Source organism: Streptomyces sp. NPDC055287 (assembly GCF_053646035.1).
On sequence record NZ_JBSHNE010000002.1, the window covers coordinates 137,892 to 162,351 of the forward strand.

The 24,460-nt window shown below is 70.3% G+C and carries 22 protein-coding genes; 10 read left to right on the forward strand and 12 right to left on the reverse strand.

Annotated features, from left to right (window positions below; genetic code table 11):
* Positions 1-223 precede the first annotated feature (223 nt).
* On the reverse strand, positions 224-1,171 hold the full coding sequence (locus ACWIHY_RS03935) for an AAA family ATPase (RefSeq protein ID WP_454374005.1): 948 nt from the start codon (positions 1,169-1,171) through the stop codon (positions 224-226).
* A 110-nt stretch (positions 1,172-1,281) separates the two neighbouring features.
* The gene (locus ACWIHY_RS03940; RefSeq protein WP_454374006.1) at positions 1,282-1,464 is read right to left on the reverse strand and encodes a helix-turn-helix domain-containing protein; all 183 of its coding nucleotides are present in this window, start codon (positions 1,462-1,464) and stop codon (positions 1,282-1,284) included.
* A gap of 129 nt (positions 1,465-1,593) precedes the next feature.
* On the opposite strand from ACWIHY_RS03940, the gene ACWIHY_RS03945 reads away from it, so the two are divergent.
* Positions 1,594-2,175: a hypothetical protein gene (locus ACWIHY_RS03945; RefSeq protein WP_454374007.1), complete on the forward strand. Its 582-nt coding sequence runs from the start codon at positions 1,594-1,596 to the stop codon at positions 2,173-2,175.
* Positions 2,150-3,349, forward strand: coding sequence for a tyrosine-type recombinase/integrase (locus ACWIHY_RS03950; protein ID WP_454374008.1), 1,200 nt, complete (start codon positions 2,150-2,152; stop codon positions 3,347-3,349). Before ACWIHY_RS03945 ends, ACWIHY_RS03950 begins: the two co-directional genes overlap by 26 nt.
* Before the next feature lie 274 nt (positions 3,350-3,623).
* Here ACWIHY_RS03950 and ACWIHY_RS03955 read toward each other — a convergent pair whose 3' ends face one another.
* Both ACWIHY_RS03955 and ACWIHY_RS03960 read right to left on the reverse strand, forming a co-directional pair.
* Positions 3,624-4,874: a serine hydrolase domain-containing protein gene (locus ACWIHY_RS03955; RefSeq protein ID WP_454374009.1), complete on the reverse strand. Its 1,251-nt coding sequence runs from the start codon at positions 4,872-4,874 to the stop codon at positions 3,624-3,626.
* A 114-nt stretch (positions 4,875-4,988) separates the two neighbouring features.
* A complete protein-coding gene (locus ACWIHY_RS03960) occupies positions 4,989-5,603 on the reverse strand; it encodes an antibiotic biosynthesis monooxygenase (RefSeq protein ID WP_454374010.1) in 615 nt (204 codons plus the stop codon).
* A gap of 245 nt (positions 5,604-5,848) precedes the next feature.
* On the opposite strand from ACWIHY_RS03960, the gene ACWIHY_RS03965 reads away from it, so the two are divergent.
* Positions 5,849-6,922 carry a class I SAM-dependent methyltransferase gene (locus ACWIHY_RS03965; RefSeq protein WP_454374011.1) on the forward strand — a complete coding sequence of 358 codons (1,074 nt, stop codon included), beginning with the start codon at positions 5,849-5,851 and terminating at the stop codon, positions 6,920-6,922.
* A 35-nt stretch (positions 6,923-6,957) separates the two neighbouring features.
* Here ACWIHY_RS03965 and ACWIHY_RS03970 read toward each other — a convergent pair whose 3' ends face one another.
* Together ACWIHY_RS03970 and ACWIHY_RS03975 are read right to left on the reverse strand one after the other, a co-directional pair.
* Positions 6,958-7,389, reverse strand: coding sequence for a nuclear transport factor 2 family protein (locus ACWIHY_RS03970; protein WP_454374012.1), 432 nt, complete (start codon positions 7,387-7,389; stop codon positions 6,958-6,960).
* Between the two features lie 106 nt (positions 7,390-7,495).
* Positions 7,496-8,734 carry an MFS transporter gene (locus ACWIHY_RS03975; protein WP_454374013.1) on the reverse strand — a complete coding sequence of 413 codons (1,239 nt, stop codon included), beginning with the start codon at positions 8,732-8,734 and terminating at the stop codon, positions 7,496-7,498.
* Between the two features lie 113 nt (positions 8,735-8,847).
* On the opposite strand from ACWIHY_RS03975, the gene ACWIHY_RS03980 reads away from it, so the two are divergent.
* Positions 8,848-9,360 carry a MarR family winged helix-turn-helix transcriptional regulator gene (locus ACWIHY_RS03980; protein WP_454374014.1) on the forward strand — a complete coding sequence of 171 codons (513 nt, stop codon included), beginning with the start codon at positions 8,848-8,850 and terminating at the stop codon, positions 9,358-9,360.
* A gap of 27 nt (positions 9,361-9,387) precedes the next feature.
* On the opposite strand, the gene ACWIHY_RS03985 is transcribed toward ACWIHY_RS03980, so the two are convergent.
* Positions 9,388-10,560 carry a threonine synthase gene (locus ACWIHY_RS03985; RefSeq protein WP_454374015.1) on the reverse strand — a complete coding sequence of 391 codons (1,173 nt, stop codon included), beginning with the start codon at positions 10,558-10,560 and terminating at the stop codon, positions 9,388-9,390.
* 229 nt (positions 10,561-10,789) lie between these two features.
* Here ACWIHY_RS03985 and ACWIHY_RS03990 point away from each other — a divergent pair, with 229 nt between their 5' ends.
* The 6 genes from ACWIHY_RS03990 to ACWIHY_RS04015 all read left to right on the forward strand — a co-directional run bounded on the left by ACWIHY_RS03990 (position 10,790) and on the right by ACWIHY_RS04015 (position 17,712).
* Positions 10,790-12,364, forward strand: coding sequence for a S8 family peptidase (locus ACWIHY_RS03990; RefSeq protein ID WP_454374016.1), 1,575 nt, complete (start codon positions 10,790-10,792; stop codon positions 12,362-12,364).
* A gap of 339 nt (positions 12,365-12,703) precedes the next feature.
* Positions 12,704-13,456 (forward strand): GntR family transcriptional regulator, encoded by a 753-nt coding sequence (locus ACWIHY_RS03995; RefSeq protein WP_454374017.1) that lies wholly within the window; start codon positions 12,704-12,706, stop codon positions 13,454-13,456.
* 284 nt (positions 13,457-13,740) lie between these two features.
* On the forward strand, positions 13,741-13,920 hold the full coding sequence (locus ACWIHY_RS04000) for an SPOR domain-containing protein (protein ID WP_454374018.1): 180 nt from the start codon (positions 13,741-13,743) through the stop codon (positions 13,918-13,920).
* 62 nt (positions 13,921-13,982) lie between these two features.
* Entirely contained in the window at positions 13,983-14,402 is a 420-nt protein-coding gene (locus tag ACWIHY_RS04005) for a (deoxy)nucleoside triphosphate pyrophosphohydrolase (RefSeq protein WP_454374019.1), read from the forward strand.
* A 173-nt stretch (positions 14,403-14,575) separates the two neighbouring features.
* Positions 14,576-15,004: an ATP-binding protein gene (locus ACWIHY_RS04010; RefSeq protein WP_454374020.1), complete on the forward strand. Its 429-nt coding sequence runs from the start codon at positions 14,576-14,578 to the stop codon at positions 15,002-15,004.
* A gap of 188 nt (positions 15,005-15,192) precedes the next feature.
* Positions 15,193-17,712, forward strand: a complete 2,520-nt coding sequence (locus ACWIHY_RS04015; RefSeq protein ID WP_454374406.1) for a SpoIIE family protein phosphatase — start codon at positions 15,193-15,195, stop codon at positions 17,710-17,712.
* A gap of 6 nt (positions 17,713-17,718) precedes the next feature.
* Here the strand turns inward: ACWIHY_RS04015 and ACWIHY_RS04020 are convergent, their stop codons facing one another.
* The 5 genes from ACWIHY_RS04020 to ACWIHY_RS04040 all read right to left on the reverse strand — a co-directional run bounded on the left by ACWIHY_RS04020 (position 17,719) and on the right by ACWIHY_RS04040 (position 24,435).
* Entirely contained in the window at positions 17,719-18,429 is a 711-nt protein-coding gene (locus tag ACWIHY_RS04020; RefSeq protein WP_454374021.1) for a PspA/IM30 family protein, read from the reverse strand.
* Positions 18,430-18,502: 73 nt separating this feature from the next.
* Positions 18,503-20,599: a TPM domain-containing protein gene (locus tag ACWIHY_RS04025; protein WP_454374022.1), complete on the reverse strand. Its 2,097-nt coding sequence runs from the start codon at positions 20,597-20,599 to the stop codon at positions 18,503-18,505.
* A 174-nt stretch (positions 20,600-20,773) separates the two neighbouring features.
* On the reverse strand, positions 20,774-21,646 hold the full coding sequence (locus ACWIHY_RS04030; protein WP_454374023.1) for an arylamine N-acetyltransferase family protein: 873 nt from the start codon (positions 21,644-21,646) through the stop codon (positions 20,774-20,776).
* Between the two features lie 69 nt (positions 21,647-21,715).
* Complete coding sequence (locus tag ACWIHY_RS04035; RefSeq protein WP_454374024.1) at positions 21,716-22,486, reverse strand: succinate dehydrogenase/fumarate reductase iron-sulfur subunit; 771 nt, start codon at positions 22,484-22,486, stop codon at positions 21,716-21,718.
* A complete protein-coding gene (locus ACWIHY_RS04040; RefSeq protein WP_454374025.1) occupies positions 22,486-24,435 on the reverse strand; it encodes a fumarate reductase/succinate dehydrogenase flavoprotein subunit in 1,950 nt (649 codons plus the stop codon). Before ACWIHY_RS04040 ends, ACWIHY_RS04035 begins: the two co-directional genes overlap by 1 nt.
* Positions 24,436-24,460: the final 25 nt, after the last annotated feature.

The window sequence follows — 24,460 nt, forward strand, 5'->3', positions numbered from 1 at the left end:
TCTTTCGGGAGCCGCTGCTTGGCCTGAGAGCCATCGAGGCTTCGGGCCTTCGTAGTCCCCAGCGGCCTGCGTGCTGGTCGGCCGGAGGCCGCCAGAGTTCAGAGAGCCTGACGTACTTACGTAAGTACGCAAGTCATGTATGGAGCGAGGCTTGCCGAGCGGAGCGAGGTGGGTGCTGATGATGATGTCTCTATAAGGGGGAGGCGTCATCATCAGCAGCTCACTACGCCGCTGCCCATTCCTCGCCGTTGTGGACGACGAGCTTCGGGAGCTCCGCCCGGAGGGTGCTGACGGCCTTGCCGGCGGAGGCGGCGTAGCGGTGGGCGACTCCGGCGATGGACGTCTCTTCCGGCTGTTCCTTGATGATCTGCTGGGCGAGGAGCTCTTGCCATGGAGCCGCTGTCTGGATGCGTGGCTCGCGCTGCGGCTTCGTGTCGACGCGCTCCCAGATCGGCACTTCGCTGGACTCGCTGGCCGGGCGCACGGTAACGCGCAGGTCCAAGTCCTCCGTGGCGCGGTTGATGGCGGTGTGTATCCGACGTCCGTGCTTCCCGGAGTTGCGCAGGGCGACGACGGCACGGGCACCCGCGGCGATGGCGCGGCCTCCGATGGGCGACGAGGCGACGGTCATGCCTTCCCCCGAGCCCTTGGGGGTATGGGTCACGAGGAGCGTGGGGATGCCGGCTTCGCTGATCGGCTTCAGGCTGCGCATGATGCGCTGTGCCGTGACGGGGGACGAGATGTCTTCGCCGGGGGCCAGCGCGCCGATGATGTTGTCCAGGACGAACAGGCCGGGCTTGAGGGCGATGAGGTCATCCACGATGCCGGGCCAGTAGTCGGGATCGCCCAGGTCTTCGACCGGAAACACAGTCACGGAGTCCCTGGGTACGGCGCCGTGCAGGCGCTCCTTCAGTTCCTCAGGCGCACCGTCGTCCGTCAGGCCGAACACGACATGGTCGATCTTGCGGAGTACGGGCTGTCCGAGGAATTCCTGCTCGCCATTGATCAGTGCTGTGCCCATGCCCGCAGCGAGCAGCGTCTTGCCGGCCTTCGGCTCACCCGATAGCACCGTGATGCGGGTCGTGAGGAGATCGCCGATGAGGAAGGCGTCCTCGTACGGGACGCGCTCGATCTGGTGGAGCTGTCGCCCCGTGGTCTTGATGGCTCCCATGCTGGGTGGCCGTCCTTTCGTGTGCGGCGCTCAGGCGCGCCGGTGTCCTCCCGCCGGGCGGCGGGATCATGTGACCTCCTTTCGGTCAGGTGCAGGTGAAGGAGTGCGGGTCAGGCTGAGGCAGGGCACTCCCGGTCGATCCAGCGGTCGACCTCGGACAGACGGAAGCGCAGGCTGCCGCCGACCTTCCGCGACGGGATGCCGAGCGCGCGGTGGTTGTTGTAGATCCACGCGGGCTTAACGCTCAGGTACTCGGCCAGCTCGTTGACGCTCACCAGTGGGTTGTTCTGCAAGGGGCGGCTCCTTGGGATGCAGCTCTGAGGTGTCGTGGAGCATCCTGATTCATCACTCAGGCTCAGTCAAGTCCGGTTCTGACACATCCGGACTTGTCGAGTACGGCGCTTCCTCGTACTGTTGCGCTCATGAACGAGACAACGCCCCACATGGAGGGCGAGCACTTCGTCGAGACGGCACAGGATGTCGGTCCCTGGCGGATCGTCATGCACTGGCCGCTGGACGGGGAAGCGAGCGGTCCCCGTTCCGTGCAGATCGAAGCTCGTGAAGGCGCCGATGCTCAGGAGGTTGCGCGCGGTATCTCTACAACGGTCCTACGCAAGATTGATTTCGCGGCAGCGGCGCAGGAGGCGGCAGCCTTCGCGCCCTTCGCTCGCGTTGCGCGGAGCACGCTGAGCGAGATGCAGGATCGAAAGATCGAGGAGTTTCGCCGTGACCTGGCGACGCTCCCGAAAGGCGTGTCGGACGAGTACCTGGCGGTCCTTTCGAACCTCTACGTCCACTTCGTCGACGCCGGGCGGCGCGCTCCGCTGCAGGAGATGGAGACGTGGACGGGGACGAAGCAACCCACGCTGAAGGGGCATCTGCGTGCTGCCCGGCAACGGGGCTTCCTGACCAAGGTCGAGGGCAAGGCGGGCGGGCGCCTCACGGAGGCGGCGACCAAGATTCTGGAGAGGCTGGAGCGTGGCGCAGGTACTGAAGAAGTGTGACTGCCGGAACAAGACCCGGTGCGGGCACCGGTGGACGGTCCGGTACCGGGAGCCGGGAGGGCGGAGCGCGCGACAGCGGGAGAAGTCGTTCCCCACGAAGAGGGAAGCCGAGAGCTTCGGCGTCAAGGCGGAGAACGACAAGCGCCAGGGTGTCTACATCGACCCCCAGCTCGGGCAGATCTCGCTGCGGAAGTGGGCCGAGGAGTGGCTGGAGCAGCACCAGGTGAACGAATCCACGCGACGCAACTACCAGGGCTTCCTCTCCAACCACCTGATACCTGAGCTGGGTTCCCGAACCCTTGCCGGCCTTACGGTCGCGGACGTGAAGAAGCTCCAGGCCGCGATGACGGGCCGAGGACTGACGGCCGCGACGGTCAACGACCGCCTGAACATCCTGCGCAGCATGATGACGGCGGCCGTGAAGGAGCGCCGGATACCTGACAGCCCGTGCGACGAGGTGCCGCCGCTCAAGACGGCAGGCGCTGCGGTCGACTCGGACGAGATCCCGACGCTGGCCGAGGTGTACGCCATCGCCGCGGCCATGTCCGATCAGTACCGGCTCACCGTATGGCTCCAGGCGGGCGCGGGCCTGCGCATCAGCGAGGCCCTCGGCTTCTCGGCCGACTGTCAGCGCGACGGCTTCCTCCGGCTGCGTCGCCAGATCAGCGCCAAGGCGAACCAGGGCGACTGCGTCACCCGCTTCGTGCCGCTCAAGCACCGCACGGCGGAGGAGTTCCGAGACGTACCCACGCCGACCTTCCTCGACCAGGAGATAGGGCTGCACCTCAAGCGCTGGGGGACGGTCGAGCTCGATGGCCTGGAAGTCTTGTTCGCCCCTCGTGAGCGCGGCAAGGGCAAGATGCCCACGGCCTCGACGTACGGCTACCACTGGCGGAAGGCGCTGAAGGCGGCCGGTGTGACGACGCCGGACGGGAAGCCGAAGTACACGCCGCACTCGCTGCGGCACTTTTGCGCCTCGACGGCGTTGGCGAACGGCGTCCCGATCCACGAGGTGAGCCGGTGGCTCGGTCACCGCAACATCAAGACGACTGTCGACACGTACGGGCACCTGGTGCCCGAGGCATGGGACCGCTGCCGTGATGTCATGCAGGAGGCGCTGCGCCCGTCCGTCCCCCGTCAGGCGTCGGCCTCGGCGAAGGCGCTTGCGGCATGACGTGCTGACTGATCGACGCGGTGCTGACTTGGTGCTGACCCTGGGCCCCTTCGAGGGGCAGAAACCCTTGGGAACACTGGGAAGTAGGAGATCCCATGAACGTTCCGCTTCAACGTGTAGCGGCCCACTGCACCGCCCCCCGGTGCGGCGATACGAAGAGTGCCGGGCAGACGGGGCCGGACCCGTTCGGGTCCGGCCCCGTCGCCGTGCCCGCCGCCGGATGTGTGCTTCGCGGGCAGCGGGGTGTGATGTGTGATGCGGGAGATCGCGTGCGTCAGCTGATCACCAGCGGGGTGTCGGGTGCGAGCGCGGCCGCGATGCGCTCGGCGACCTGCTCGGCCATGTTGCCCTCGGGTGTGTCCGCGGTCTTGGTGGCGGAGACCGCGATGGCGAGGCGCTCGGACGGGAGGTACGCCTGGATCGCCGCGTAGCCCGAGAACGACGGGTTCTGGAGGATCCAGCCGTTGACCACGATGACGCCGAAACCGAAGTGCTTGGCCTCGGTCTGCTTCAGGCAGATCGTGGCGGGACAGGTCTTGGTCGCGCCGCCGAGGCCGACCGTGCCCGGGTTGAGCAGGGTGCGGTAGGAGCGTGGCGAGAGGAGTTCGCCGCTGCCGATGGCCTGCGCCGAGCGGGCCAGGTCACAGATGTGGGTGGTGATGACCGCCCCCGGCGCGGTGGTCCACGACGGGTTCCAGAAGGTGGATTCCTCGTAGAGGCCGCGCTCGGAGGTGAAGGCGTGCAGGACCGGACGCGGGATGTCGGGGGTGAAGTTGTTCTGAGTGTTGCGCAGATCCAGCGGACCCGTGACCCGCTGCTTCAGCAGTTCGTCGATCGGGGTGCCGGTGATCTTCTCCAACGCGGCGATCAGGAGCACGTAGTTCGCGTGCGAGTCGCTCCAGTTGGTGCCCGGCTTGTGCCAGAACGGGTGCTTGAGGGGGTACCCGACCAGCTCCTTCGGAGTCCACTGGCTGAACGGGTGTGCCTCCAGTACGGCCAGGAAGGCCGGGTCGGTGACGTAGTCGTGGAGGCCGGTGGTGTTGCTGCCCAGCATGCGCAGGGTGATCTTGTTGGCGTGGGGCAGATCGGGCAGCCAGCGCTCGACGGTGTCGTCGAGACGGACGTGCCCCTCTTCGGCCAGCTGAAGGAGGGTCGTGGCGATGTAGGCGAAGGCCACGGAACCGGCGCGGAAGTGCATGTCCGGCTCGGCCGGGACGTTGGTCATGGACTCGCCGAACGCGTCGGTGAGGACCTCGTGTCCGTCGACGGTGACCTTCAGCTCCACGGACTTCAGGTGGAGTTCGTCCTTGGCCTTACGGGCGATGCCCCGGATCTGGCGGGCCTCGCCGCCGAGGGGCCCCTGGGTCTTCACGCAGTCGCGGTCGCCCTGGCCGTCACGATCCCCGGCGAACGTGGGGGCGGCGGCGGTGGTCTGGAGCGTGACGGCGAGGACGGCGGCGCAGAGGAGGGCCCTGCGGGTGCGCGCCCGAGTGCGCAGGCGCGCAGGGAAGGGGGTGCGTGTCATGCCCGCACTATGTACGGACGAGTACGTGCGATTCGGTTAAAACACTCCCGAATAGCGGTAGTCCCGCCCATGTCGCCCACGTGGTGCAGGCTGGCCTCCGTCCGTCCGGGGCCGTCAGGACGGGCGGACCACATGGACGAGGACCACTTCCAGTTCCTCGACGCTCCTGGTGATCACGCGCGCCTGCGAGGTGGCCTCCTCCCGTACCGCCGCTACGGCGCTGCGCGATGCCACCAGCGCGTCGCGGTCGGCGTAGAAGGCGCCCACGGTGGCCCGGCCCTGGGGGCGGTCGATGAGCAGGGATGAACCCGAGAATCCGGTGATGTTCCGGAGCTTGGGCAGCGCGGTGTCGCGGAACGTCTCCACCAGCCGGTCGGCGTCCGCCGGCTCGAACTCCAGGCGGACCAGCCGGAACCACATTCCCGGCTCGACCGTGTCGGGGCGGCTGACCACCGCCGCCTCCCAGTTGTCGATCGCCACCGTCCGCGCGAACGGCGCCACCATCTCGGCGCGCCGCTCCCGCAGGCGCTCGTCGCTGGCCTGCCGGCTCGCCTCGTCCTCCCACCAGGACCCCACCACGAGCTTCCCGATCTCGCGGTCGACGAACAGACCCATTCCCCGGTAGCCGGGCTGCTCCGACACCAGTCTGTGCCCTTCGGTGCTGAGTGTGTCGGCCACGCCGTCGAGCTTGGCGGGATCACCTGTCGCGTAGATGGTGCGAACGTACATGGCGCCCTTTCCCACGGCCCGGCGGTCCGCCTGTGGAGGAGTTCCGCCCGGCACGGGCGAGCCCCGGGTGGGCTCGCGTCCTGAGATCCATGCGACGGCTGCGGAACGGGGGAATCAAGGTGGCCGGGGCGTTCGGGTGACTCCGCGAGCTCCCGAGCGCTCCGAGTGGAGACCGTGGTCCAACCGGCGGAGCATGGACAGCGGAGCCGGTTCCGGCCCGCGGACCGCTCCGGAGGGACACGGCCATGACTGAGCAGACGCTCGACCCGGTACGGCAGGAGCAGTTCGCGGAGCGGATGCTTCAGGTGCTCAACGACTCCTGTCTCGCGTATCTGTGCAGCCTCGGATACCGGACGGGGCTCTTCGACGTCATGGCCGGTCTGCCGCCGTCCACCAGCGCGCAGATCGCCGAGGCCACCCGCCTCGACGAGCGGTACGTACGGGAGTGGCTCGGCGGGATGACCGTGGGCCGCTTCATCGAGTACGACCCGGCTCGCGCCACCTACCGGCTGCCGCCCGAGCACGCCGCCTCCCTCGTGCGGGCCGCCGGGCCCGACAACCTCGCCTCCTTCATGCAGGACCTGGCGATGCTGGGCGCCGTCGAGGACAAGGTGCTCGACGCGTTCCGCCGGGGCGGTGGCGTCCCGTACTCGGCGTATCCGCGCTTCCAGGAACTCCAGGCGCAGGAGACGGCGCGGGTGTACGACGCGGCGCTCGTCGACCGGATCATCCCGCTGGTGCCGGGCCTCCCGGAGCGGCTGAGCGAAGGAATCGACGGCCTCGACATCGGCACCGGGCAGGGGCACGCCGTGAATCTGCTGGCGCGGGCCTTCCCCGCCAGCCAGTTCCTCGGGGTGGACATCTCCGACACGGGTATCGCCGCGGCGCGGGAGGAGGCGGAGCTGCTCGCGCTCGACAACGCCAGGTTCGTCGTGTCCGACACGGCCGAGATCGCCGGGACGTACGACCTGATCACGGCCTTCGACGTGATCCACGACCTGGCGCGGCCGGAGCGCGCTCTGGCGGCCGTGGCCGGTGCGCTGCGGGACGACGGGGTGTTCCTGATGGGCGACATCGCCGCCTCCAGCAATCTGGAGGAGAACCTCGACCTCCCGCTCGGCCCCACCCTTTACACCTTCTCGGTCTTCTACTGCATGACCGTCTCGCTCGGCGAGGGCGGCGCGGGCCTCGGCACGGTGTGGGGCAAGCAGCGCGCCCTGCAGATGCTCGGCGAAGCCGGGTTCGACGATGTCGACGTGCGTGAGGTGGAGGGCGACATCGTCAATGTCTACTACGTGGCCCGCAAGCGGGCCCGGTGAGGTGAGGCCGAGGGGGCGGGGGGCGCGGGGCGTGCTCAGACCGGTGCGTTCGGCAGGAGACCGAGCTGGCCCAGGAAGTCCAGCTGGTCGAAGTAGAGCCGGTAACTGACGATCTTGCCGTCCTCGACCGTCGCGATGTCGCACCCGCGCACGCGAACCTCCCTGTGGGTCGGCTCCAGGCTCTCGCCGGAGGGCAGAACCAGCGGGCCGGTGTTCCTGCCGGTGAAGAAACCCTCGTCGATCGCCGTGTTGCCCGACTCGTGCGCGTACACCGACTCGTACGTGCTGTCCGGGATCGCGTCGGTCATCTGGCGCCAGTACTCGCCGATGTTCTCGCGGCCCCGGATTTCCCCGTCCGGGGTGATGGCGACCGCGTCCTCCGCGAAGCACTCCATGGCGGATTTGAGGTCCGTGCCCGTGGTGAGCGCCTCGGTGAGCCGGTCCATGACCTCACGTGCCTGACCCATGGTCCACCTCCTGATGGAGCGCGGTGGCATGTCCGTACCATTTTCCCACAAAGCGGATGAATGACGCGCCTGCTTCCGTCGGCCCCGCCGTGGGGGAGGGCGCCGGTCAGGTGAGCGTGATCAGCGCCGCGATCGCCGGGCCGAAGGCGCCGCCGAGCTGGTAGCAGAGGTTGAACAGTCCGATCACCGTCGGGCGTTGGGAGTCGGGGGCGGCCTGGGTCGCGTACACCGCCAGGGTGGCGTTGCCCGCCGTGGTGGTGAAGACGGCCATCGCCGCCACGAGGAGCAGCAGCGGCGCCCAGGGGCTCACGGCGGCGGTCACCGGCGCCAGCGCACCCAGGGTGATCAGGACCGTCAGGACCCGGCGCTTGCCCAGCCGGGCGGAGACGGCGGCGAGGCCGAGGGAGAGGAAGGAGCCGGCGAGGAGGGCGAGGAGCTGCCCGGTGCCGATGGTGGCGGTGGACCAGTCCGTACGGGCGGCGAGGAACTGCGGGACCGCGAAGAGCAGCGTGAAGTACGACGTCGCCAGGGCGCAGGCCAGGAGTGCGGCCAGGAGGAAGGCGGGGGTGCGCAGCAGCGCGGCGGGGACGAAGCCGTCGGGGCGGGCGCGGACGTGGACGGCCAGGAGGGCAGCCGCCGCGAGCGCCGCGCCGGCCCCCGGCAGCGGGTGGTGCGGGACGAACACGAGGGCGGTCGCCAGAGCCACCAGGAGCGATGCGCCGCGGGTGTCGAACGGGGCGGTGGGGAGGGGCGCCGTACGCGGGGCGCCGCGAGTCACGGCGGGGAGGGCGAGCAGGGCGAGTACGGAGACCGCGAGCGACACGCGCCAGGAGAACGCGTCGGCGAGCAGCGAGCCGAGCAGCGGGCCGAGCGCGCCGAGCACGCCGAAGCCGGCGGTGATGACGCCCATGCGGCGGACCGAACCCGCCAGGCTCATGGCCGAGGTGACGAGACCCGCGCCGCCCACCGCCTGCGCCGCCCTGCCCGGCAGGGCAAGCGCCATCCAGGGGGCGAGGGTGACGAGCAGGGTCCCGGCCAGCACCAGGACGGTACTCACGCGCAGCGTGGTGCGCAGGCCGCGGCGGCGCAGCAGGCTCGCCATCAGCGGGGTGCCGACCGCCATGGCCCACGCGAACGCCGTGACGAGCCAGGTGACCGACGCCGGTCGGACCCCGAACGAGCCGGCCATGTCCGGGAGGATCAGGACGGGGCTGTTGGCGCCGGCGGCGACGGGTGTGGCGAGCAGTGCGAGCCACAGGGCCGGGACCCGGCGTGCCGGGGAAGGGCTGCGCGGAGCGGCGGCGGGCTGTGCTGCGGCGGCTTGCGCGACGGCGGGCTCGGGCATGGAAGCTCCAGTTGTTCAGGCTTGATAATCTCAACGTTGAGATAAAAGCAAGCCATGCCTCTCAACGTCAAGTCTCTTAACGTTGAGATTACGTGCGTCGAAAGGAATCTGGGATGAGCGACGCGGTGGACGCGATCATCGGCCAGTGGACCGCGGAGCGCCCGGACCTGGAGGAAGACCTCTGGCCCGTGCAGGTCCTCGGGCGGCTCCAGCGGCTCGGGCGCGTACTGGACAAGGAGTTCAGGACCTTCGCGGCCCAACGAGGCCTGGAACTGGGCGAAGTGGACGTCCTCACCACGCTGCAGCGCTCGGGTCCGCCGTACGCCCTCCCGGCCGGCGCACTCCTCAAGGCCGCCATGGTGACGTCCGGCGCGATCACCAACCGCATCGACCGCATGGAGGCAAAGGGGCTGGTGGAGCGCGTCCGCGAGGAGAGCGGCGGCGACCGGCGCACCGTGAGGATCCGCCTCACCGAACACGGCCACGAGGTCACCCGCGCGTACATGGCGGCCCACCTCGCCAACGAGGCCCGCATGCTCGGCGAACTGGGGCGCGAGGAGAGCGACCGCCTCGCGGACTCGCTGCGCAAGCTGCTGGTGTCGTTCGGCGATACGTCGATCGGCTAGCCGGCCGCCTCGTCACGCCCTGCTTCCCTACGGGGCCGCGAGCCCCGTCTTCGCGCCCGCGCCGCACAGGGGGACCACCGCGGTGCTGCCCTCCTGCGGCGGGTGTGCGCTCATCGCGGCCCAGCAGGCCACTCCGGTCGACTCGACGAACAGGCCGCGTGCCGCCAGGTCCAGTTGCGCGGCGCGGATCTGGTCCTCCGTCACGGTAAGGAAGGTGCCGCCCGACTCCCGTACCGCGCGCAGGATCTGCGGGGCGCGGGGCGGGCGCGGGATGGCGATGCCCTCGGCAAGAGTGGGCGCCGTCGGGGGCGGCGGCGTGTCGCCGGGCAGGTCCTCCGCGCCCGCGTGGAACGCCGCCGCCAGGGGTGACACCGCCTGCGCCTGCACGGCGATCAGTGCGGGGCGGCTGTCGACGAGTCCCTGGGCCCGCAGCTCTGAGATGGCGAGCGAAGCGCCCAGCAGCAGTGTGCCGTTGCCGACGGGGACCACGATCTTGTCGGGGAGGCGGCCGCCGAGGTCCTCCCACAGTTCGTAGAGGTAGGTCTTGGTGCCGTGCAGGAAGTAGGGGTTGTAGACGTGGCTCGCGTAGAAGGTCCCGGGCTCGTCGGCCGCGGCCCGGGCGGCCACCGCCGCGGCCTCGCGGTCACCGGGTACCAGAGTGACGTGAGCGCCGTGGGCGCGGATCTGCTCGGTCTTCTTGGGGGAGGTCGCCTCGGGGACGTACACCCTGCAGGGCAGCCCGGCCCGTGCGCAGTACGCCGCGATCGCCGTGCCCGCGTTGCCGCTGCTGTCCGCGACGACCCGGGCCACCCGGCCGGTGCCGAGACGGCGGGCGAGCTCCGCGAGCATGACCGCGCCGCGGTCCTTGAAGGAGAGCGTCGGCATCAGAAAGTCGAGTTTGGCCGAAATGGAGCCCGTGAGGCTTACGAGCGGAGTGCGTCCTTCCCCCAACGTGAGGCCGGCCGCCGGGCCCGCGAGCGGCAGCGCCTCCTCGTAACGCCACAGTGAATTCACCCGCGCCCCGAGGGACTTGAGCGGTACGGGCGACGAAGGTGTGAAATCGAGATCCCAGGGACCGCCGCAGGTGGGGCAGTGCCAGGCGAGGGATTCGACGGGCGCGCGGGACCCGTCGGCCGGGCAGCGGTACGTCATGGACGCCGGCGAGGCCGCCGGAGGTGTCGAAGCCTTCGTGATCGTCATGCGGGAAGCCTATGCAGCGGCGTCCTCGGCGGACGCTCATGAAGGCTGTGTGGCAGGCATATTGCGGGTCCGAATTGACTCTTGTGGGATTCCTATGGATGCGCCAATCTTTCGCCTGGCAGCAAGGTGCGGGAAACGACGCGGACTCCGAAGCGTTTGTTTGTCATGCCCCTGTCGAACGGTCGCACAGCCCCCCACCAGCGCACCGCCAATGAGGAGGACCCCTCACATGTCCGTGATGCGTAATTCCCGGCGAAGAGTTGTCGCAGCCAGTGCCACCGCCGTCGTAGCCCTCGCGCTCGGCGCGGTCTCCGCCCTCCCCGCCAACGCGGCCGACGCCGCCGAGGGACGGATCCAGAACGCCGGAGCCCCCGGAACCATCGCGAACAGCTACATCGTGACCCTCGACGACGCGGCGGCCGACGCCGGATCGGCGGAGGGCAAGGCGCTGGCGAAGGAGTACGGCGCCAAGATCAAGAAGACGTACACCGCAGCCCTCAACGGGTACGCCGTCGAGCTGTCCGAGGCGCAGGCGAAGAAGTTCGCCGCCGACCCGGCCGTCGACTCGGTCGTACAGAACCGCACCTTCACCATTGACGCGACCCAGCCCAACCCGCCGTCCTGGGGCCTGGACCGTATCGACCAGAAGGCCCTTCCGCTGAACCAGAGCTACACCTACCCGGATTCCGCCGGTGAGGGTGTCACGGCGTACGTCATCGACACCGGCGTTCGCATCACGCACAGCGACTTCGGCGGCCGCGCCTCCTACGGCTACGACGCCATCGACAACGACAACACCGCGCAGGACGGCCACGGCCACGGCACGCACGTCGCCGGTACGGTCGCGGGCGGTGCGTACGGTGTCGCCAAGAAGGCCAAGGTCGTCGGCGTCCGCGTGCTCAACAATCAGGGGTCGGGGACGACCGCGCAGGTCGTCGCGGGCATCGACTGGGTGACGCGCAACGCCGTCAAGCCGGCCGTCGCGAACATGAGCCTCGGCGGCGGCGTCGACACCGCCCTCGACACGGCCGTACGCAACTCCATAGCCTCCGGCGTCACCTACGCGGTCGCGGCGGGCAACGAGAGCACGGACGCCTCCACCAAGTCGCCCGCCAGGGTGGCCGAGGCGATCACGGTCGGCGCCACCACCAGCACCGACGCCAAGGCGAGCTACTCCAACTACGGCAGCATCCTCGACATCTTCGCGCCGGGCTCGTCGATCACCTCGTCCTGGAACACCAGCGACACGGCGACGAACTCCATCTCCGGTACGTCGATGGCCTCCCCGCACGTCGCGGGCGCCGCCGCCCTGTACCTGGCGGCCAACAAGACCGCCACCCCGGCCCAGGTCTCCAGCGCGCTGACCTCGGCCGCCACCACGGGCGTCGTGACGAGTCCGGGCACCGGCTCGCCGAACCGGCTGCTGTACGTCGGCACGGGCGACACCCCGCCGCCCACCGGCAAGCGGTTCGAGAACCTCACCGACTACGCGATCAGCGACAACGCCACGACCGAGTCGCCCGTCACTGTCAGCGGAGTCACCGGCAACGCGCCGGCGACGCTGAGCGTGCCGGTCGACATCAAGCACACGTACATCGGTGACCTCAAGGTCGACCTGATCGCCCCCGACGGCACGGCCTACACCCTCAAGGGCTACGGCACGGGCGGCAGCAGCGACAACCTGATCACCACGTACACGGTCAACGCCTCCTCGGAGGTCGCCAACGGCACATGGAAGCTGCGGGTCAACGACAACGCGGCGTACGACACGGGGAAGATCGACTCGTGGGCGCTGCAGTTCTGACGCGCCGCAGTTCCGAGCGCTGAAGCGCTGAAGCGCTGACGGCGCTGACGGCGCTGACGTTCAACCGAACACGTGAGTGGGGGCGGTCGCTTCGGCGGTCGCCCCCTGCCGTGCGCCCGCACGCCGGCACCCTGACAGTGAGTCGTCGGACGCGGGTGCGGCAGGCGGAGGAAAGGTCGAAGCTGTACGGCTCTCGGTGCGGGGGTCCGGCTTTTATACCCCAGTAAGCCCCTGCGTAAAGACAAGTCATCACTTCGGGTGAAACTTTGGCCTGCGCTTGCGGCCAACAACCCACGGTTGCCACGCTGTTGCTGTGTGTCAACCTGATGGGAGTGGCCAGTGACATTCGGTGAGCAGCCGGCCTACTTGCGCGTCGCGGGCGATCTACGGCAGAAGATCGTCGACGGTTCCCTGCCACCCCACACCCGGCTCCCCTCGCAGGCGCGCATCCGCCAGGAGTACGGCGTCTCCGACACCGTGGCGCTGGAGGCCCGCAAGGTCCTGATGGCGGAGGGCCTCGTCGAAGGCCGCTCCGGGTCCGGTACGTACGTACGGGAGCAGCCCGTTCCGCGCCGTGTGTCCCGCGGGGGCTACCGGGGCACCGTGCCCTCGACGCCGTTCCGTCAGGAGCAGTCGGAGGTCGGTGCGCGCGGCACCTGGGAGTCCAGCAGCGAGCAGGAGGAAGCGACTTCTTCCATCGCCAAGCGGCTCGGCATCCAGGAGGGTGACCGGGTGATGCGCACGCGGTACGTCTTCAGGGACGCGGGCGAGGCGATGATGCTCTCCACCTCATGGGAGCCCCTGGCCGTGACGGGGCGTACGCCGGTGATGCTCCCCGAGGAGGGACCGCTGGCCGGCTGCGGCGTCGTCGAGCGGATGGCGGCCATCGGCACCGTCGTGGACAACGTCATCGAGGAGGTCGGCGCGCGTCCCGGACTCGCGGAGGAGCTGCTGCGGCTCGGCGGCGTGCCGGGTCATGCGGTGCTGGTCATCGAGCGGACGTACTACGCGTCGGGGATGGCGGTCGAGACGGCGGATGTGGTGGTCCCCGCCGACCGGTACCGGATCACGTACCACCTGCCCGTGAAGTGACCGATGCGCGGGCGCGATGCGGCCCTGCGTGAGGGGTGGGCGGTCAAGGGGCCAAGGAGGGGCACGGGGGCGCAGGGCCACGGCGTCACGGGGCCACGGGGACGCGGAGAAAGGGGAGAGGGGCGCACTCTTCGGGGTGCGCCCCCTTCGCCTTGGCTGGATGCGTACCTCTTTGTGTAAAAGCGTATCCGCTGAGTAAAGGTCAGGCGTACGCTCGGGCATATGCGGATTGCGGTTTCCTGGAGATCCTTAGAGGCGAGTGCACCGGCGGACGGAGGCGCGCAATGAACGACAGCGGCGCTGTGCTCCCCTGGCTGGTCATACGGCAGGACGACAACGGCAACCGCTATCGCGTCGGCCGGTACGCGACGAGGGCCGAGGCGCAGAAGATCGCAGACAGCCTCGACGACCGCGGCCACAAGCAGCTCTACTGGGTCGAGCGGATCGGCCAGAGCGTCCAGTAGGTGCCCAGGGGGGCGCACAGGTGCCGTGCGGCCGGCCCTTCCGTACGACGTAGGCTCCGGCCATGACTGATCGTGTCGTGGTGGTGGGTGCCGCCCTGTTCGACGAGGGCCGGCTGCTGGCCGCCCGCCGCAGCGCCCCGCCCGAGCTGGCCGGCCGCTGGGAGCTGCCCGGCGGCAAGGTGGAGCACGGCGAGACCCCGCAGCAGGCGCTCGTGCGCGAACTGCGCGAGGAACTGGGCGTCGAGACGGACGTGCTGGAGCGCATCCCCGGCGAGTGGCCGCTGAAGCCCGGCTATGTCCTCCACGTATGGACCGCCCGGCTGCTGTCCGGCACCCCTGCCCCCCTCCAGGACCACGACGCCCTGCGCTGGCTCCGTCCGGACGAGGCGGACGCCGTGGACTGGCTCCCGCAGGACCGCCCTGCCGTGGCCGACGCGGTACGCCGCCTGAGTGCCATGCCTGGGCCCGCCGCGCAGGCCTGACGCGCCCTGGCGAGGTCCGTCGGCGCAGGGCGTGCGTGACCACCCCCGTACGCCGTTCGCGGCACAGTGCTTGCGGCTCTGCGATAGCCAGTGCCCTATATCGGGTATGTGCTGATTAACCCCCCGAAATAGGACGCGGGTCTGCGGATGATCTGGGATCTGGGATCTGGGATGTGGTCGGCGTGATCGACACCGACGGCGACTGCGCCGAGTGGACGTTCCCTGCCGAGCCCGACGCCGCCCGCAGTGCCCGCCATGCGGTCCGCGACGCGCTGCGCGCCTGGGGCCTGCTCGACACCGTCGGCGATGTCACGGTACTGCTGGTCAGTGAGCTGGTGACCAATTCCTTGCGGTACGCCTCCGGCCCGATCGGAGTCCGTCTCCTGCGTCCCGGCGGCGACGCCCACACCCCGGGTGCGCGCCCCGTACTGGTGGTCGAGGTCTCGGACCCCCTTCCGGATCCGCCCCTGGAACGGGTCGCGGACGCCGATGACGAGGGAGGACGCGGTTTGCAGCTCGTGGCCTGTTCCGCCCAGCGTTGGGGTACGCGCCGAGGCACAACGGGCAAGACGGTGTGGTTCGAGCTGGCTCTCCCTGGTTAGAAGAGTGAAGGGACAACGATCACCTCGCGGCTCCTTCCCCGGCCGAAATGGAACGAGACCGTGCTGTGATCGTGAACGCCGTGCCGCTTGTGACCGTAGTGCTGAATACTGCGGGAAGGACCGGTCCGGTGCGTTGAGCTGGAGGGGACGGTCGCGTGAACGAGATATCAGCGGCAGCGGGCGAAGTGATGTGGCAGAACAGCCCGCCCGGCTCGATCTACGACTACATAAGAGTCGCGTCCTTCTCGGTCGGCCCGGGCGGGCTGGTCGAGCAGTGGAGCAGGCGGGCCGAGGAGCTGTTCGGCCTGCCCGCGGCCGAAGTCGTCGGCAAGGATCCGGTCGAGGCGTTCATGCCCCCCGAGCTGCGCGTACGCGGCCGCAACCGGCTCTCCGAGATCCTCGACGGCAAGGAGTGGACGGGCCTCGTCCCGTTCCGGATGCCCGACCGCGAAGGCGGCGCGGCGCGGGCGCACGGCGTCGCGGAGATCTACGTGATGCCCGGTGTCACGGCCGACGGTGAGCAGGCCGCGCTCTGCCTGGTCGTCGACGTACGCGCCGTACGCCGGATAGAGACCGATCTTGCTGCCTCGCAGGCCATTTTCGGCCAATCTCCTTTCGGCTTCCTGTTGTTCGGCACGGACTTCACCGTTCAGCGCGCCAACAAGCGCTTCGCGACCGTCTTCGGCGGTGCCGTGGAGGACCACCGCGGCCGCACCGTGCACGACTACCTCAGCCGCACCGAGGCGGACCGCATGACCGCCGCCCTGGAGCGTGTCCTGGAGACCGGCGAGGCCGTCACCGACATGCAGATCGTCGGCACCGCCCCCGGCGAGACGGAACGCAGGCACTGGTCGGTCAACCTCTACCGGGTGCACAGCGGAGCCGGCCGCCCCATCGGCGTCGCCGGGCTCGCCACTGACGTGACCCGCCGTCATGTCGCCGCCCGCGAGGCCGCCGACGCCCGCCGCAACCTCGCCCTGCTGAACGAGGCGGGCGCCCGCATAGGCAACTCCCTCGACCTGGAGACCACCGCCCGCGAACTCCTCGACGTGGCGGTCCCCGGCTTCTGCGACCTCGCGTCCGTCGACCTCTACCAAGGTCTCCTGGCCGGGGACGAGGCCCCGCCGGGCCGGGCCGACGGCAGCGCGGAGCTCCGCCGCGTCGCCTTCGCCAGCGCCGTCTCCGAAGGCCCGCTGTCCGCACCGGCATGCGTTGCCGACGGCGACGACCCCGGGCCGACCGAAGTGGGCGCCGTACACCGCTATCCCTTCAACTCGCCCTGTGCGAGCGCCCTGCGCACCGCCCGCGTCCAGGCCGTACCCGGCGAGGACGGGAGCCTCGTCCACACCACGCTCGCCGTGCCGATGGTCGCCCACGACACCGTCGTGGGCCTCGCCCAGTTCTCCCGTACGAAGGGCAGCGAGCCCTTCGGGGAGCGCGACTGGGCTCTCGCCACCGAGCTCGCCGCCCGCGCCGCCGTCTGCATCGACAACGCCCGTCTCTACCGGCGCGAACACGAGCGAGCACTGATCCTCCAGCGCAGCCTGCTGCCACCCGGCGACCCCGAGGCCGCCGGGCTCGACATCGCCTGCCGCTACCTGCCGGGCAACACGGCGACCGAGGTGGGGGGCGACTGGTTCGACGTCATCGAACTGCCGGGCCACCGCACGGCCCTGGTCGTCGGCGACGTCATGGGACGCGGCCTGCGCGCGGCCGTCGCCATGGGCGAACTGCGTACGGCGGTAAGGACCCTGGCGCTGCTCGACCTCGAACCCGCCGAAGTCCTCTCCGCCCTCGACGAGATCGCCCGCGGCCTCGGCACACCCAGCGGCGCGCAGCACGCCTCCCGCGCCGCCCACAAGGCGCGGGAGGCCGACCTGTCCGAGGTCTACCTCGCGACCTGCGTGTACGCCGTCTACGACCCGGTCACCCGCCGGTGTACGTTCGCCAACGCCGGACACCTGCCGCCCGTCCTCGTCGAGCCGGGCGAGGAGGCGCTGCTGCTCGACGTGCCGCCGGGCATGCCGCTCGGAGTCGGCGGGGAGCCCTTCGAGGAGGTCGAGGTCGAGGTGCCGGAGGGTGCGCTGCTCGCGCTCTACACCGACGGCCTCGTCGAGTCACGGGATCATCCCCTGGAGGAAGGGCTGCTGGCGTTCCGCGCCGCGCTCGCCGATCCCGTACGTCCTCTGGAAGACGTCTGCGACCACGTACTGAACACCCTCGACACCCGGCACGGCGAGGACGACATCGCCCTGCTCATGGCCCGCATCCAGGGCATGCCCGCCGAGTCGGTCGGCGACTGGTCGCTGCCGCGCGAGCCGCGCTCGGTGGGCCGGGCGCGGGAACTGGCGCGGGCGCAGCTCGTCACCTGGGGGCTCGAAGACCTGGTGGACACCACGGAGTTGCTCGTCAGCGAGCTCGTCACCAACGCGTTGCGGTACGGCGAGGGCGACATCAGGCTCCGGCTGCTGCTCGACCGCACGCTCGTGTGCGAGGTGTGGGACGCGGGGCTCGTGCAGCCGCGGCGCCGCCGGGCCCGCGACACCGACGAGGGCGGGCGCGGGCTCCAGCTGGTGGGGCTGCTCAGCGCCGCGTGGGGATCGCGGCGTACACCGCGCGGAAAGACGGTCTGGTTCGAACTCGCGCTGCCGACGGGGAAGGCGGACAAGAGCGAGCTCACCGTCGATCAGCTGCTGAGCCTGTTCTGACACCGGTCACCGGGTCTTCATGGCGGCCAGCCTGGCCTCGATCTCCGCGGCGTCGCCCAGGCTGTCCAGCTGCTCGAACTGGGCGTCCAGCGAGGAGGCGGCCAGCTCCTGCTTGCCCAGGGCCCTCGCCTCCTCGCGGCGCACTTTTTCCTCGAAGCGGCTCAGCTCGCTGGTCGGGTCCAGGACGTCGATGTTCTTCACGGCGTCCATCATCCGGTTCTGCGCCTCGGCGGACTTGGCGCGGGCCACCAGTTCGTCGCGCTTGGAGGTCAGTTCGGTGAGCTTGGTCCTCATCTGGACCAGGCCGGCCTTGAGCTTGTCGACGACTTCCGTCTGCATCGCGATGACCGGCTCGGCCGCGTCGGCCTCCTTCTCGGACTGAAGCTGGCGCTGGAGGGCGACCTTCGCGAGGTTGTCGAACCGGTCCGCCTCCGCCGCAGGCCCGGCCTCGCGCAGTTCGTCGGCCTTCCGGCTGGCGGCGAGCGCCTTGATGCCCCACTCCCTGGCCGACTCGACATCCTCCTTGTGGTCGAGCTCCAGCAGCCGCAGATTGCCGATGGTGGAGGCGACGGCCTCCTCGGCCTCCGCGATGTTGCCGGTGTAGTCGCGGATCAGCTGGTCCAGCATCTTCTGCGGGTCCTCGGCCTGGTCGAGGAGGGCGTTGATGTTGGCCCTCGCGAGCTGGGTCACGCGGCCGAGGACGGTCTGCTTCGTCATGCGCGTCTCCTTGGTCTCCGTGGGGTGTGGGGCGTGGCGTGTGGAGTCGGGGGTACGGGCCTGTCGGTACGGGTCAGAACCGGCCGCCGCCGCCTCGGCGCCCCCGCGTCCCGCCGCCGCCGAAGCTGCCGGGGCCGCGTCCGAAGCCGCCGCCCCCGCCGCCTGCGAAGCCTCCGCGGCTCCGGCCGCCGCCGAGGAGCTCGCCGAGGAGGATGCCGCCGAGCACGGCGCCGTTCAGGCCGCCGCCCGCGCCGGCTCCGCCCGCGATCCCGCCGCCGAAGCCTCCGAAGCCGCCGCCGTCATCGCCGAGCCGGTCGGTGTACCCGCGTACGTCGTCTTCGGCCAGGCTCTGCGCCTGCCGGGCCATCGCGTCCGCCTGCTGGGCCTCGGCGAGCGCGCCCGGCGCGTCGGACGCCGCGACCGCCGCCGACCGTTCGAGGTGGCGCTGCGCCTCCGCGAGGCGGGTGCGGGCCTGGCTGCCGACCGCGCCCCGGTTCGTCGTGATGTAGTCGGCTGCCGCGCCGATCGCCGAGCGGGCGGTGAGCGTGGCCTGGTCGAGCAGCGCGCGGGCCCGCCGTCCCGCCGTCTCGCGCTCGCGCGCCCCCGCGAGAGCCTCGTCCAGTACCGCGTCGGCCTCCTCGACGCGGCGCAGGGCGTCGATCGGGTCGTACCTCCCCGACTGCTTCTCCCGCTGTACGTCGGCGACGACCGACTCGGCGCGGGCGATGCGCCCCTGGAGGTCCGCCGTCGCGCCCCCGCCCTCCAGGAGCCCGCGCGCGTCGGCGAGGTCGGTCTCGGTCTCGGTCAGCGCCCCGAGGAGCTTGCCCGCCGCCTCGGCGAGCTCGCGGGCGCGGCGGTCGACGGCGTCGACGAGCGTGGCGGCCTGGCCGACGGCGCCTTCGGCTGCCCGTACGAACACGGCAGCCTTGCCGGTGTCGCCCGCGTCGACGGCCTGCCGGGCCTCGGTGAGGCTGGTGGTCGCGAAGGCCAGCCGGTCCTTGGCCTGCCCGGCGTGGCCGGTGACGGGCGCGGCGGCGGAGTCGGCGTACCGCTGCCGCATGGCGGTCAGCATGGCCTCGGCCGTGCTCGTACGGCCGACGAGGTCGCGGAAGGCGGCTTCGGCGGTGGCGAGCGCCTGTGGGGCGTTCTGCTCCAGCGCCCGCAGCTGGTCGAAGGAGTCCGACTCGGCGTCGAGCCGGCGGTTGGCCTCGGTGCAGCGGGCGATGATCTCGTCGAGCATGCGGCGGCGCGTGGCGTCGTCTTCGGGCAGGGCGTCGTCGAGCTGCTGGCGCAGCCGGAAGGCGACGACCAGTTCGTTCCTGGCGTATGCGAGCGCCTCGGCGAAGGGGCGAGCCGACTCCTCACCGAACTGGGCGGAGGCGAAGCCCAGTTCCTCGTCGCTGGTGTGGATCGCGTCGTCCGCCGCGACGAGTTCCCGCCTGGCCTGAGCGTCGAGCTCGGGCAGCGGGGTCTGCGGTTCCCGGACTTCCCCGGGCGCCTGCGCGGGGGTGGTTCGGGTGCTCGACCGCCTTCTGCGCCGGGCGTACGTGTACGCCGCCAGCGCACCGGCCGCGCCGACCACGACCACGGGCAGCACCAGGTCACCGGCGCCGCTCACGCCGTCGTCCGGGCCCCCGCCCGGGTCGGCGGGGCCCGGGGTGATGGTGGGGACCGGGACGGGCTGCCCGGCGAGCACGGCGGCGTAGCCGTTCGCCGCGCCGATCGCCGCGCCCGCCCAGTCGTTCTCCCGCAGTGCGGGTTCGACTGCGGTACTGGCTACGTCGTCGAGTTCGGCGTCGGTGAGGCGGGAGTCCTGGTCGACGGAGTAGGCGTACTGCCGGTCGTGGGTGGCGACGGCGAGCAGCGCGTCGTCGCGGCCGAGGCCGTTGCGCTGGGCGGTGTCGTCGGCCCAGCTCTGCGCGGACCTCCCGGAGAAGTCACGGACGTAGGCGACGAAGAGCTGGATGCGGCGCGTGTCGTAGAGCCGGTCCAGTGCGGCCTCGACGTCGTTCGTACGGTCGCCGAGCGCGCCCACTTTGTCGGTGATCTGGCCGTCGCGGGACAGGCCGATGGGGTCGTCGGCGCGGGCGTCCCGGGCGGCGGGCACGGCTAGGCACGACGCGGCCAGCAGTGTGCTGAGGAGGACCCGGGCGGTGGCGGTTCGCGTCACGTTTGTGAGGCTATGTCCGCGATGGGTGGCCCGCGACCGGACGGGCGCCGTGCCTCGCTGCGGACGGGCGCCGCCCTCACCCGCCGCACGGGCGCCGTGCCCCCACCGCCGGACGGGCTCATTGTTCAGCCCGTCCGGCGGTGAGGAGCGGAGCCCGGGGCGGAGCCCAGGCGGTCAGACCAGCTTCGTCAGGAGCAGGGCGGTGTCGTCCGGGGTCAGGTCGATTCCGAAGACGTCCGACAGGACCTTCGGTACCTCCTGCGGCTCCAGCTCCCGCACTTCCCGCGCGTCCGGCTTCCCGCCCACGCCCGGCCTGACCGTGGTCAGGGTGCGGTTGTCCAGGATGTGCAGCCGGTCCGGGTGTACGCGCTGGATGAAGGGCCGGTAGCTGAACGGGGAGTGCGAACTCGTTGCGATGAAGTGGTTCGCCATCCCGAAGTCCACCGGGTACTGCGGATCGAGAGTGAAGGTGTGCCGCTCCATCCACCCGTCACCGGTGTCGTCGCCCTCGGCCGCGCCTGTGTCCGCCGGCTGGTAGAGCGTCCACCCCTGCGCGCCCGGCGTGACCTCGCCGCGCCGCAGCCGGTACGCCCAGACGCCGTCCGAGGTCTCGGTCCCGTCGGCCGACTCGATCAGCTCGATCGGCTCCAGCGGGCTCGCCCCGAAGCCGACGTCACTCAGCCACCGTCGCCCGTCGATCTCCACGATCATCATCGCGTGCGTGGTCGGCAGCATCTTGGGCGAGCCCATCCTGATCCGCCCCAGCACCGCGAAGAACGTGAAGCCGAGCCGCTCCAGGGCCGCGGCGTACAGCGAGGCGTGTTCGAAGCAGTAGCCGCCGCGCGGGTTGCCGATCATCTTGCTCTGGAGCGAGGCGAGGTCGAGCGGGACGCCCCCGCGCAGGACCGCCTCCAGGTTCTCCCAGCGCACGTTCAGCACATGCGCGCGGTGCAGTTCGCGCAGCGTCTCCAGGGTGGGGGAGCGGTCCCCCTCGTACCCCAGGTGTGCCAGGTAGGCGTCCAGATCGAGTGCGTCACCGTTCCACATGCGTCAATTCCCCGCCGTCTCGTCCGTGTACGTGTGTGTACGACGGATGTAGCGCGAGCCGCGCGATCTCTATTCCGTGCGCCGGAAAATCTTGTCGCCCAGCCAGACCAACGGGTCGTACTTGCGGTCGACCGCCCTTTCCTTCAAGGGGATCAGAGCGTTGTCCGTGATTTTGATGTTCTCCGGGCAGACCTCCGTACAGCACTTGGTGATGTTGCAGTAGCCGAGCCCGTGCTCGTCCTGCGCGGTCTTCCTGCGGTCGAGGCCCGCCCCGGCCGCCGCGTCCAGCGGATGCATGTCCAGCTCTGCGATCCGCATCAGGAACCGCGGCCCCGCGAAGGACGCCTTGTTCTCCTCGTGGTCGCGCACCACATGGCAGGTGTCCTGGCACAGGAAGCACTCGATGCACTTGCGGAACTCCTGCGAGCGCTCCACGTCGATCTGCTGCATCCGGTAGTCACCCGCCGCGACCCCCGGAGGCGGCACGAAGGCGGGCACCTCCCGCGCCTTCGCGTAGTTGAAGGACACGTCCGTCACCAGATCGCGTACGACGGGAAACGCCCGCAGCGGCGTGACGGTGATCGTCTCCTCGCGCGAGAAGACCGACATCCGGGTCATGCACAGCAGCCTCGGCCGCCCGTTGATCTCCGCGCTGCACGAACCGCACTTGCCCGCCTTGCAGTTCCAGCGCACCGCCAGATCCGATGCCTGGGTGGCCTGGAGGCGGTGGATGATGTCGAGGACGACCTCGCCGTCGTTCACCTCGACCTTGAAGTCCTCCAGGGCCCCGCCGTCCGCGTCGCCGCGCCAGACCCTGAAGGCCGCTGTGTAGCTGCTCATCAGTGGAGCTCCTCTTCGGCGAGGTACTTGACCAGCTCTTCCTTCTCGAAGAGGCCGAGCAGGTCGGGACGGATGGGCTCGGTGGTCTCCCGTACGAGCGAGATCTGGCCCTGCGCCGGATCGGCGAGCCCCAGGCCGCCGGACGGGTCCGTCAGCCGGCAGAGCAGGTTCACCCGGCGCCATTCCCGCTCCATGGCCGGACAGTCCTCGCGGGTGTGACCGCCGCGGCTCTCGGTACGTTCCAGTGCCGCCCGTGCGATGCACTCGCTGACCAGCAGCATGTTCCGCAGGTCCAGCGCGAGGTGCCAGCCCGGGTTGAACTGGCGATGGCCCTCGACCCCGGCCCGGCGGGCGCGTACCCGCAGCCCGGCCAGCTTCTGCAGGGCCTGCTTCATCTCCGGATCGCGCCGGATGATGCCGACCAGGTCGTTCATCGTCTGCTGGAGTTCCTGGTGCAGGGTGTACGGGTTCTCGGGCGGGCGCCCCTCGGCCTCACCCGGCTCGGGTCCCTCCGCGCTGAAGGGGCGCAACGCCTCGGCGGCCGCCGCGTCCACCTGGTCGGCGTCCGGCCGCGGACGTGCGGTGCCCTCCCCGAACCCGATCGCGTACTGCGCGGCGTGCAGACCGGCCCTGCGGCCGAAGACCAGCAGGTCGGAGAGCGAGTTGCCGCCGAGCCGGTTGGAACCGTGCATGCCGCCGGCCACCTCGCCCGCTGCGTACAGCCCCGGGACGGTGCGGGTGGCGGCTGTGTCGGAATCGACGGCGATGCCGCCCATCACGTAGTGGCAGGTCGGGCCGACCTCCATCGCCTCGGCGGTGATGTCGACGTCCGCCAGCTCCTTGAACTGGTGGTACATCGACGGCAGCCTGCGCCGGATCGTCTCGGCCGGCATGCGCGTCGACACGTCGAGGAAGACGCCGCCGTGCGGGGAGCCGCGCCCCGCCTTCACCTCGGAGTTGATGGCGCGCGCGACCTCGTCGCGGGGGAGCAGCTCGGGGGGACGCCGGTTGTTGTCCGGGTCCTCGTACCAGCGGTCGCCCTCCTCCTCCGACTGCGCGTACTTCTCCTTGAAGACATCGGGGATGTAGTCGAACATGAAGCGCTTGCCGTCGGAATTGCGCAGTACGCCGCCGTCGCCGCGCACCGACTCGGTGACGAGGATGCCCTTCACCGAAGGCGGCCAGACCATGCCCGTCGGGTGGAACTGCACGAACTCCATGTTGAGCAGCGGCGCGCCCGCGAGCAGCGCGAGGGCGTGCCCGTCGCCCGTGTACTCCCACGAGTTCGACGTCACCTTGAAGGACTTGCCGATGCCTCCGGTCGCCAGGATCACGGCCGGTGCCTCCAGGACGAAGAAGCGGCCGGACTCGCGCTCGTAGCAGAAGGTCCCCGCGACCCGCTCCTCCTCGTCCTTCAAAACCCGGGTGACCGTGCACTCCTGGAAGACCTTCAGCCGGGCCTCGTAGTCGCCGAATTCGCGGAAGTCCTCCTGCTGGAGCGAGACGATCTTCTGCTGGAGCGTGCGGATCAGCTCGAGGCCGGTCCGGTCGCCGACATGCGCGAGACGGGGGTACTCGTGCCCGCCGAAGTTGCGCTGCGAGATCTTCCCGTCCGGCGTACGGTCGAACAGGGCGCCCCAGGTCTCCAGCTCCCACACCCGGTCGGGCGCCTCGCGCGCGTGCAGCTCCGCCATCCGCCACTGGTTGAGGAACTTGCCGCCGCGCATGGTGTCGCGGAAGTGGACCTGCCAGTTGTCGCCGGAGTTCACGTTGCCCATGGACGCGGCGATGCCGCCCTCGGCCATCACCGTGTGCGCCTTGCCGAAGAGCGATTTGCAGATGACCGCCGTACGGGCCCCCTGCTCCCGAGCCTCGATGGCGGCGCGCAGCCCGGCGCCGCCCGCGCCGACCACGACGACGTCCCACCCCTGCCGTTCGAGCTGCGTCATCAGGCACCTTTCAGCCGGTCAATCG

Excerpts from the sequence above, each read along its gene's own strand:
- ACWIHY_RS03935 (WP_454374005.1), bottom strand. The coding sequence starts at position 1,171 with ATGGGAGCCATCAAGACCACGGGGCGACAGCTCCACCAGATCGAGCGC.
- ACWIHY_RS03945 (WP_454374007.1), top strand. The coding sequence starts at position 1,594 with ATGAACGAGACAACGCCCCACATGGAGGGCGAGCACTTCGTCGAGACG.
- ACWIHY_RS03955 (WP_454374009.1), bottom strand. The coding sequence starts at position 4,874 with ATGACACGCACCCCCTTCCCTGCGCGCCTGCGCACTCGGGCGCGCACC.
- ACWIHY_RS03960 (WP_454374010.1), bottom strand. The coding sequence starts at position 5,603 with ATGTACGTTCGCACCATCTACGCGACAGGTGATCCCGCCAAGCTCGAC.
- ACWIHY_RS03965 (WP_454374011.1), top strand. The coding sequence starts at position 5,849 with ATGACTGAGCAGACGCTCGACCCGGTACGGCAGGAGCAGTTCGCGGAG.
- ACWIHY_RS03970 (WP_454374012.1), bottom strand. The coding sequence starts at position 7,389 with ATGGGTCAGGCACGTGAGGTCATGGACCGGCTCACCGAGGCGCTCACC.
- ACWIHY_RS03975 (WP_454374013.1), bottom strand. The coding sequence starts at position 8,734 with ATGCCCGAGCCCGCCGTCGCGCAAGCCGCCGCAGCACAGCCCGCCGCC.
- ACWIHY_RS03980 (WP_454374014.1), top strand. The coding sequence starts at position 8,848 with ATGAGCGACGCGGTGGACGCGATCATCGGCCAGTGGACCGCGGAGCGC.
- ACWIHY_RS03985 (WP_454374015.1), bottom strand. The coding sequence starts at position 10,560 with ATGACGATCACGAAGGCTTCGACACCTCCGGCGGCCTCGCCGGCGTCC.
- ACWIHY_RS03990 (WP_454374016.1), top strand. The coding sequence starts at position 10,790 with ATGTCCGTGATGCGTAATTCCCGGCGAAGAGTTGTCGCAGCCAGTGCC.
- ACWIHY_RS04000 (WP_454374018.1), top strand. The coding sequence starts at position 13,741 with ATGAACGACAGCGGCGCTGTGCTCCCCTGGCTGGTCATACGGCAGGAC.
- ACWIHY_RS04005 (WP_454374019.1), top strand. The coding sequence starts at position 13,983 with ATGACTGATCGTGTCGTGGTGGTGGGTGCCGCCCTGTTCGACGAGGGC.
- ACWIHY_RS04015 (WP_454374406.1), top strand. The coding sequence starts at position 15,193 with ATGTGGCAGAACAGCCCGCCCGGCTCGATCTACGACTACATAAGAGTC.
- ACWIHY_RS04020 (WP_454374021.1), bottom strand. The coding sequence starts at position 18,429 with ATGACGAAGCAGACCGTCCTCGGCCGCGTGACCCAGCTCGCGAGGGCC.
- ACWIHY_RS04030 (WP_454374023.1), bottom strand. The coding sequence starts at position 21,646 with ATGTGGAACGGTGACGCACTCGATCTGGACGCCTACCTGGCACACCTG.
- ACWIHY_RS04035 (WP_454374024.1), bottom strand. The coding sequence starts at position 22,486 with ATGAGCAGCTACACAGCGGCCTTCAGGGTCTGGCGCGGCGACGCGGAC.
- ACWIHY_RS04040 (WP_454374025.1), bottom strand. The coding sequence starts at position 24,435 with ATGACGCAGCTCGAACGGCAGGGGTGGGACGTCGTCGTGGTCGGCGCG.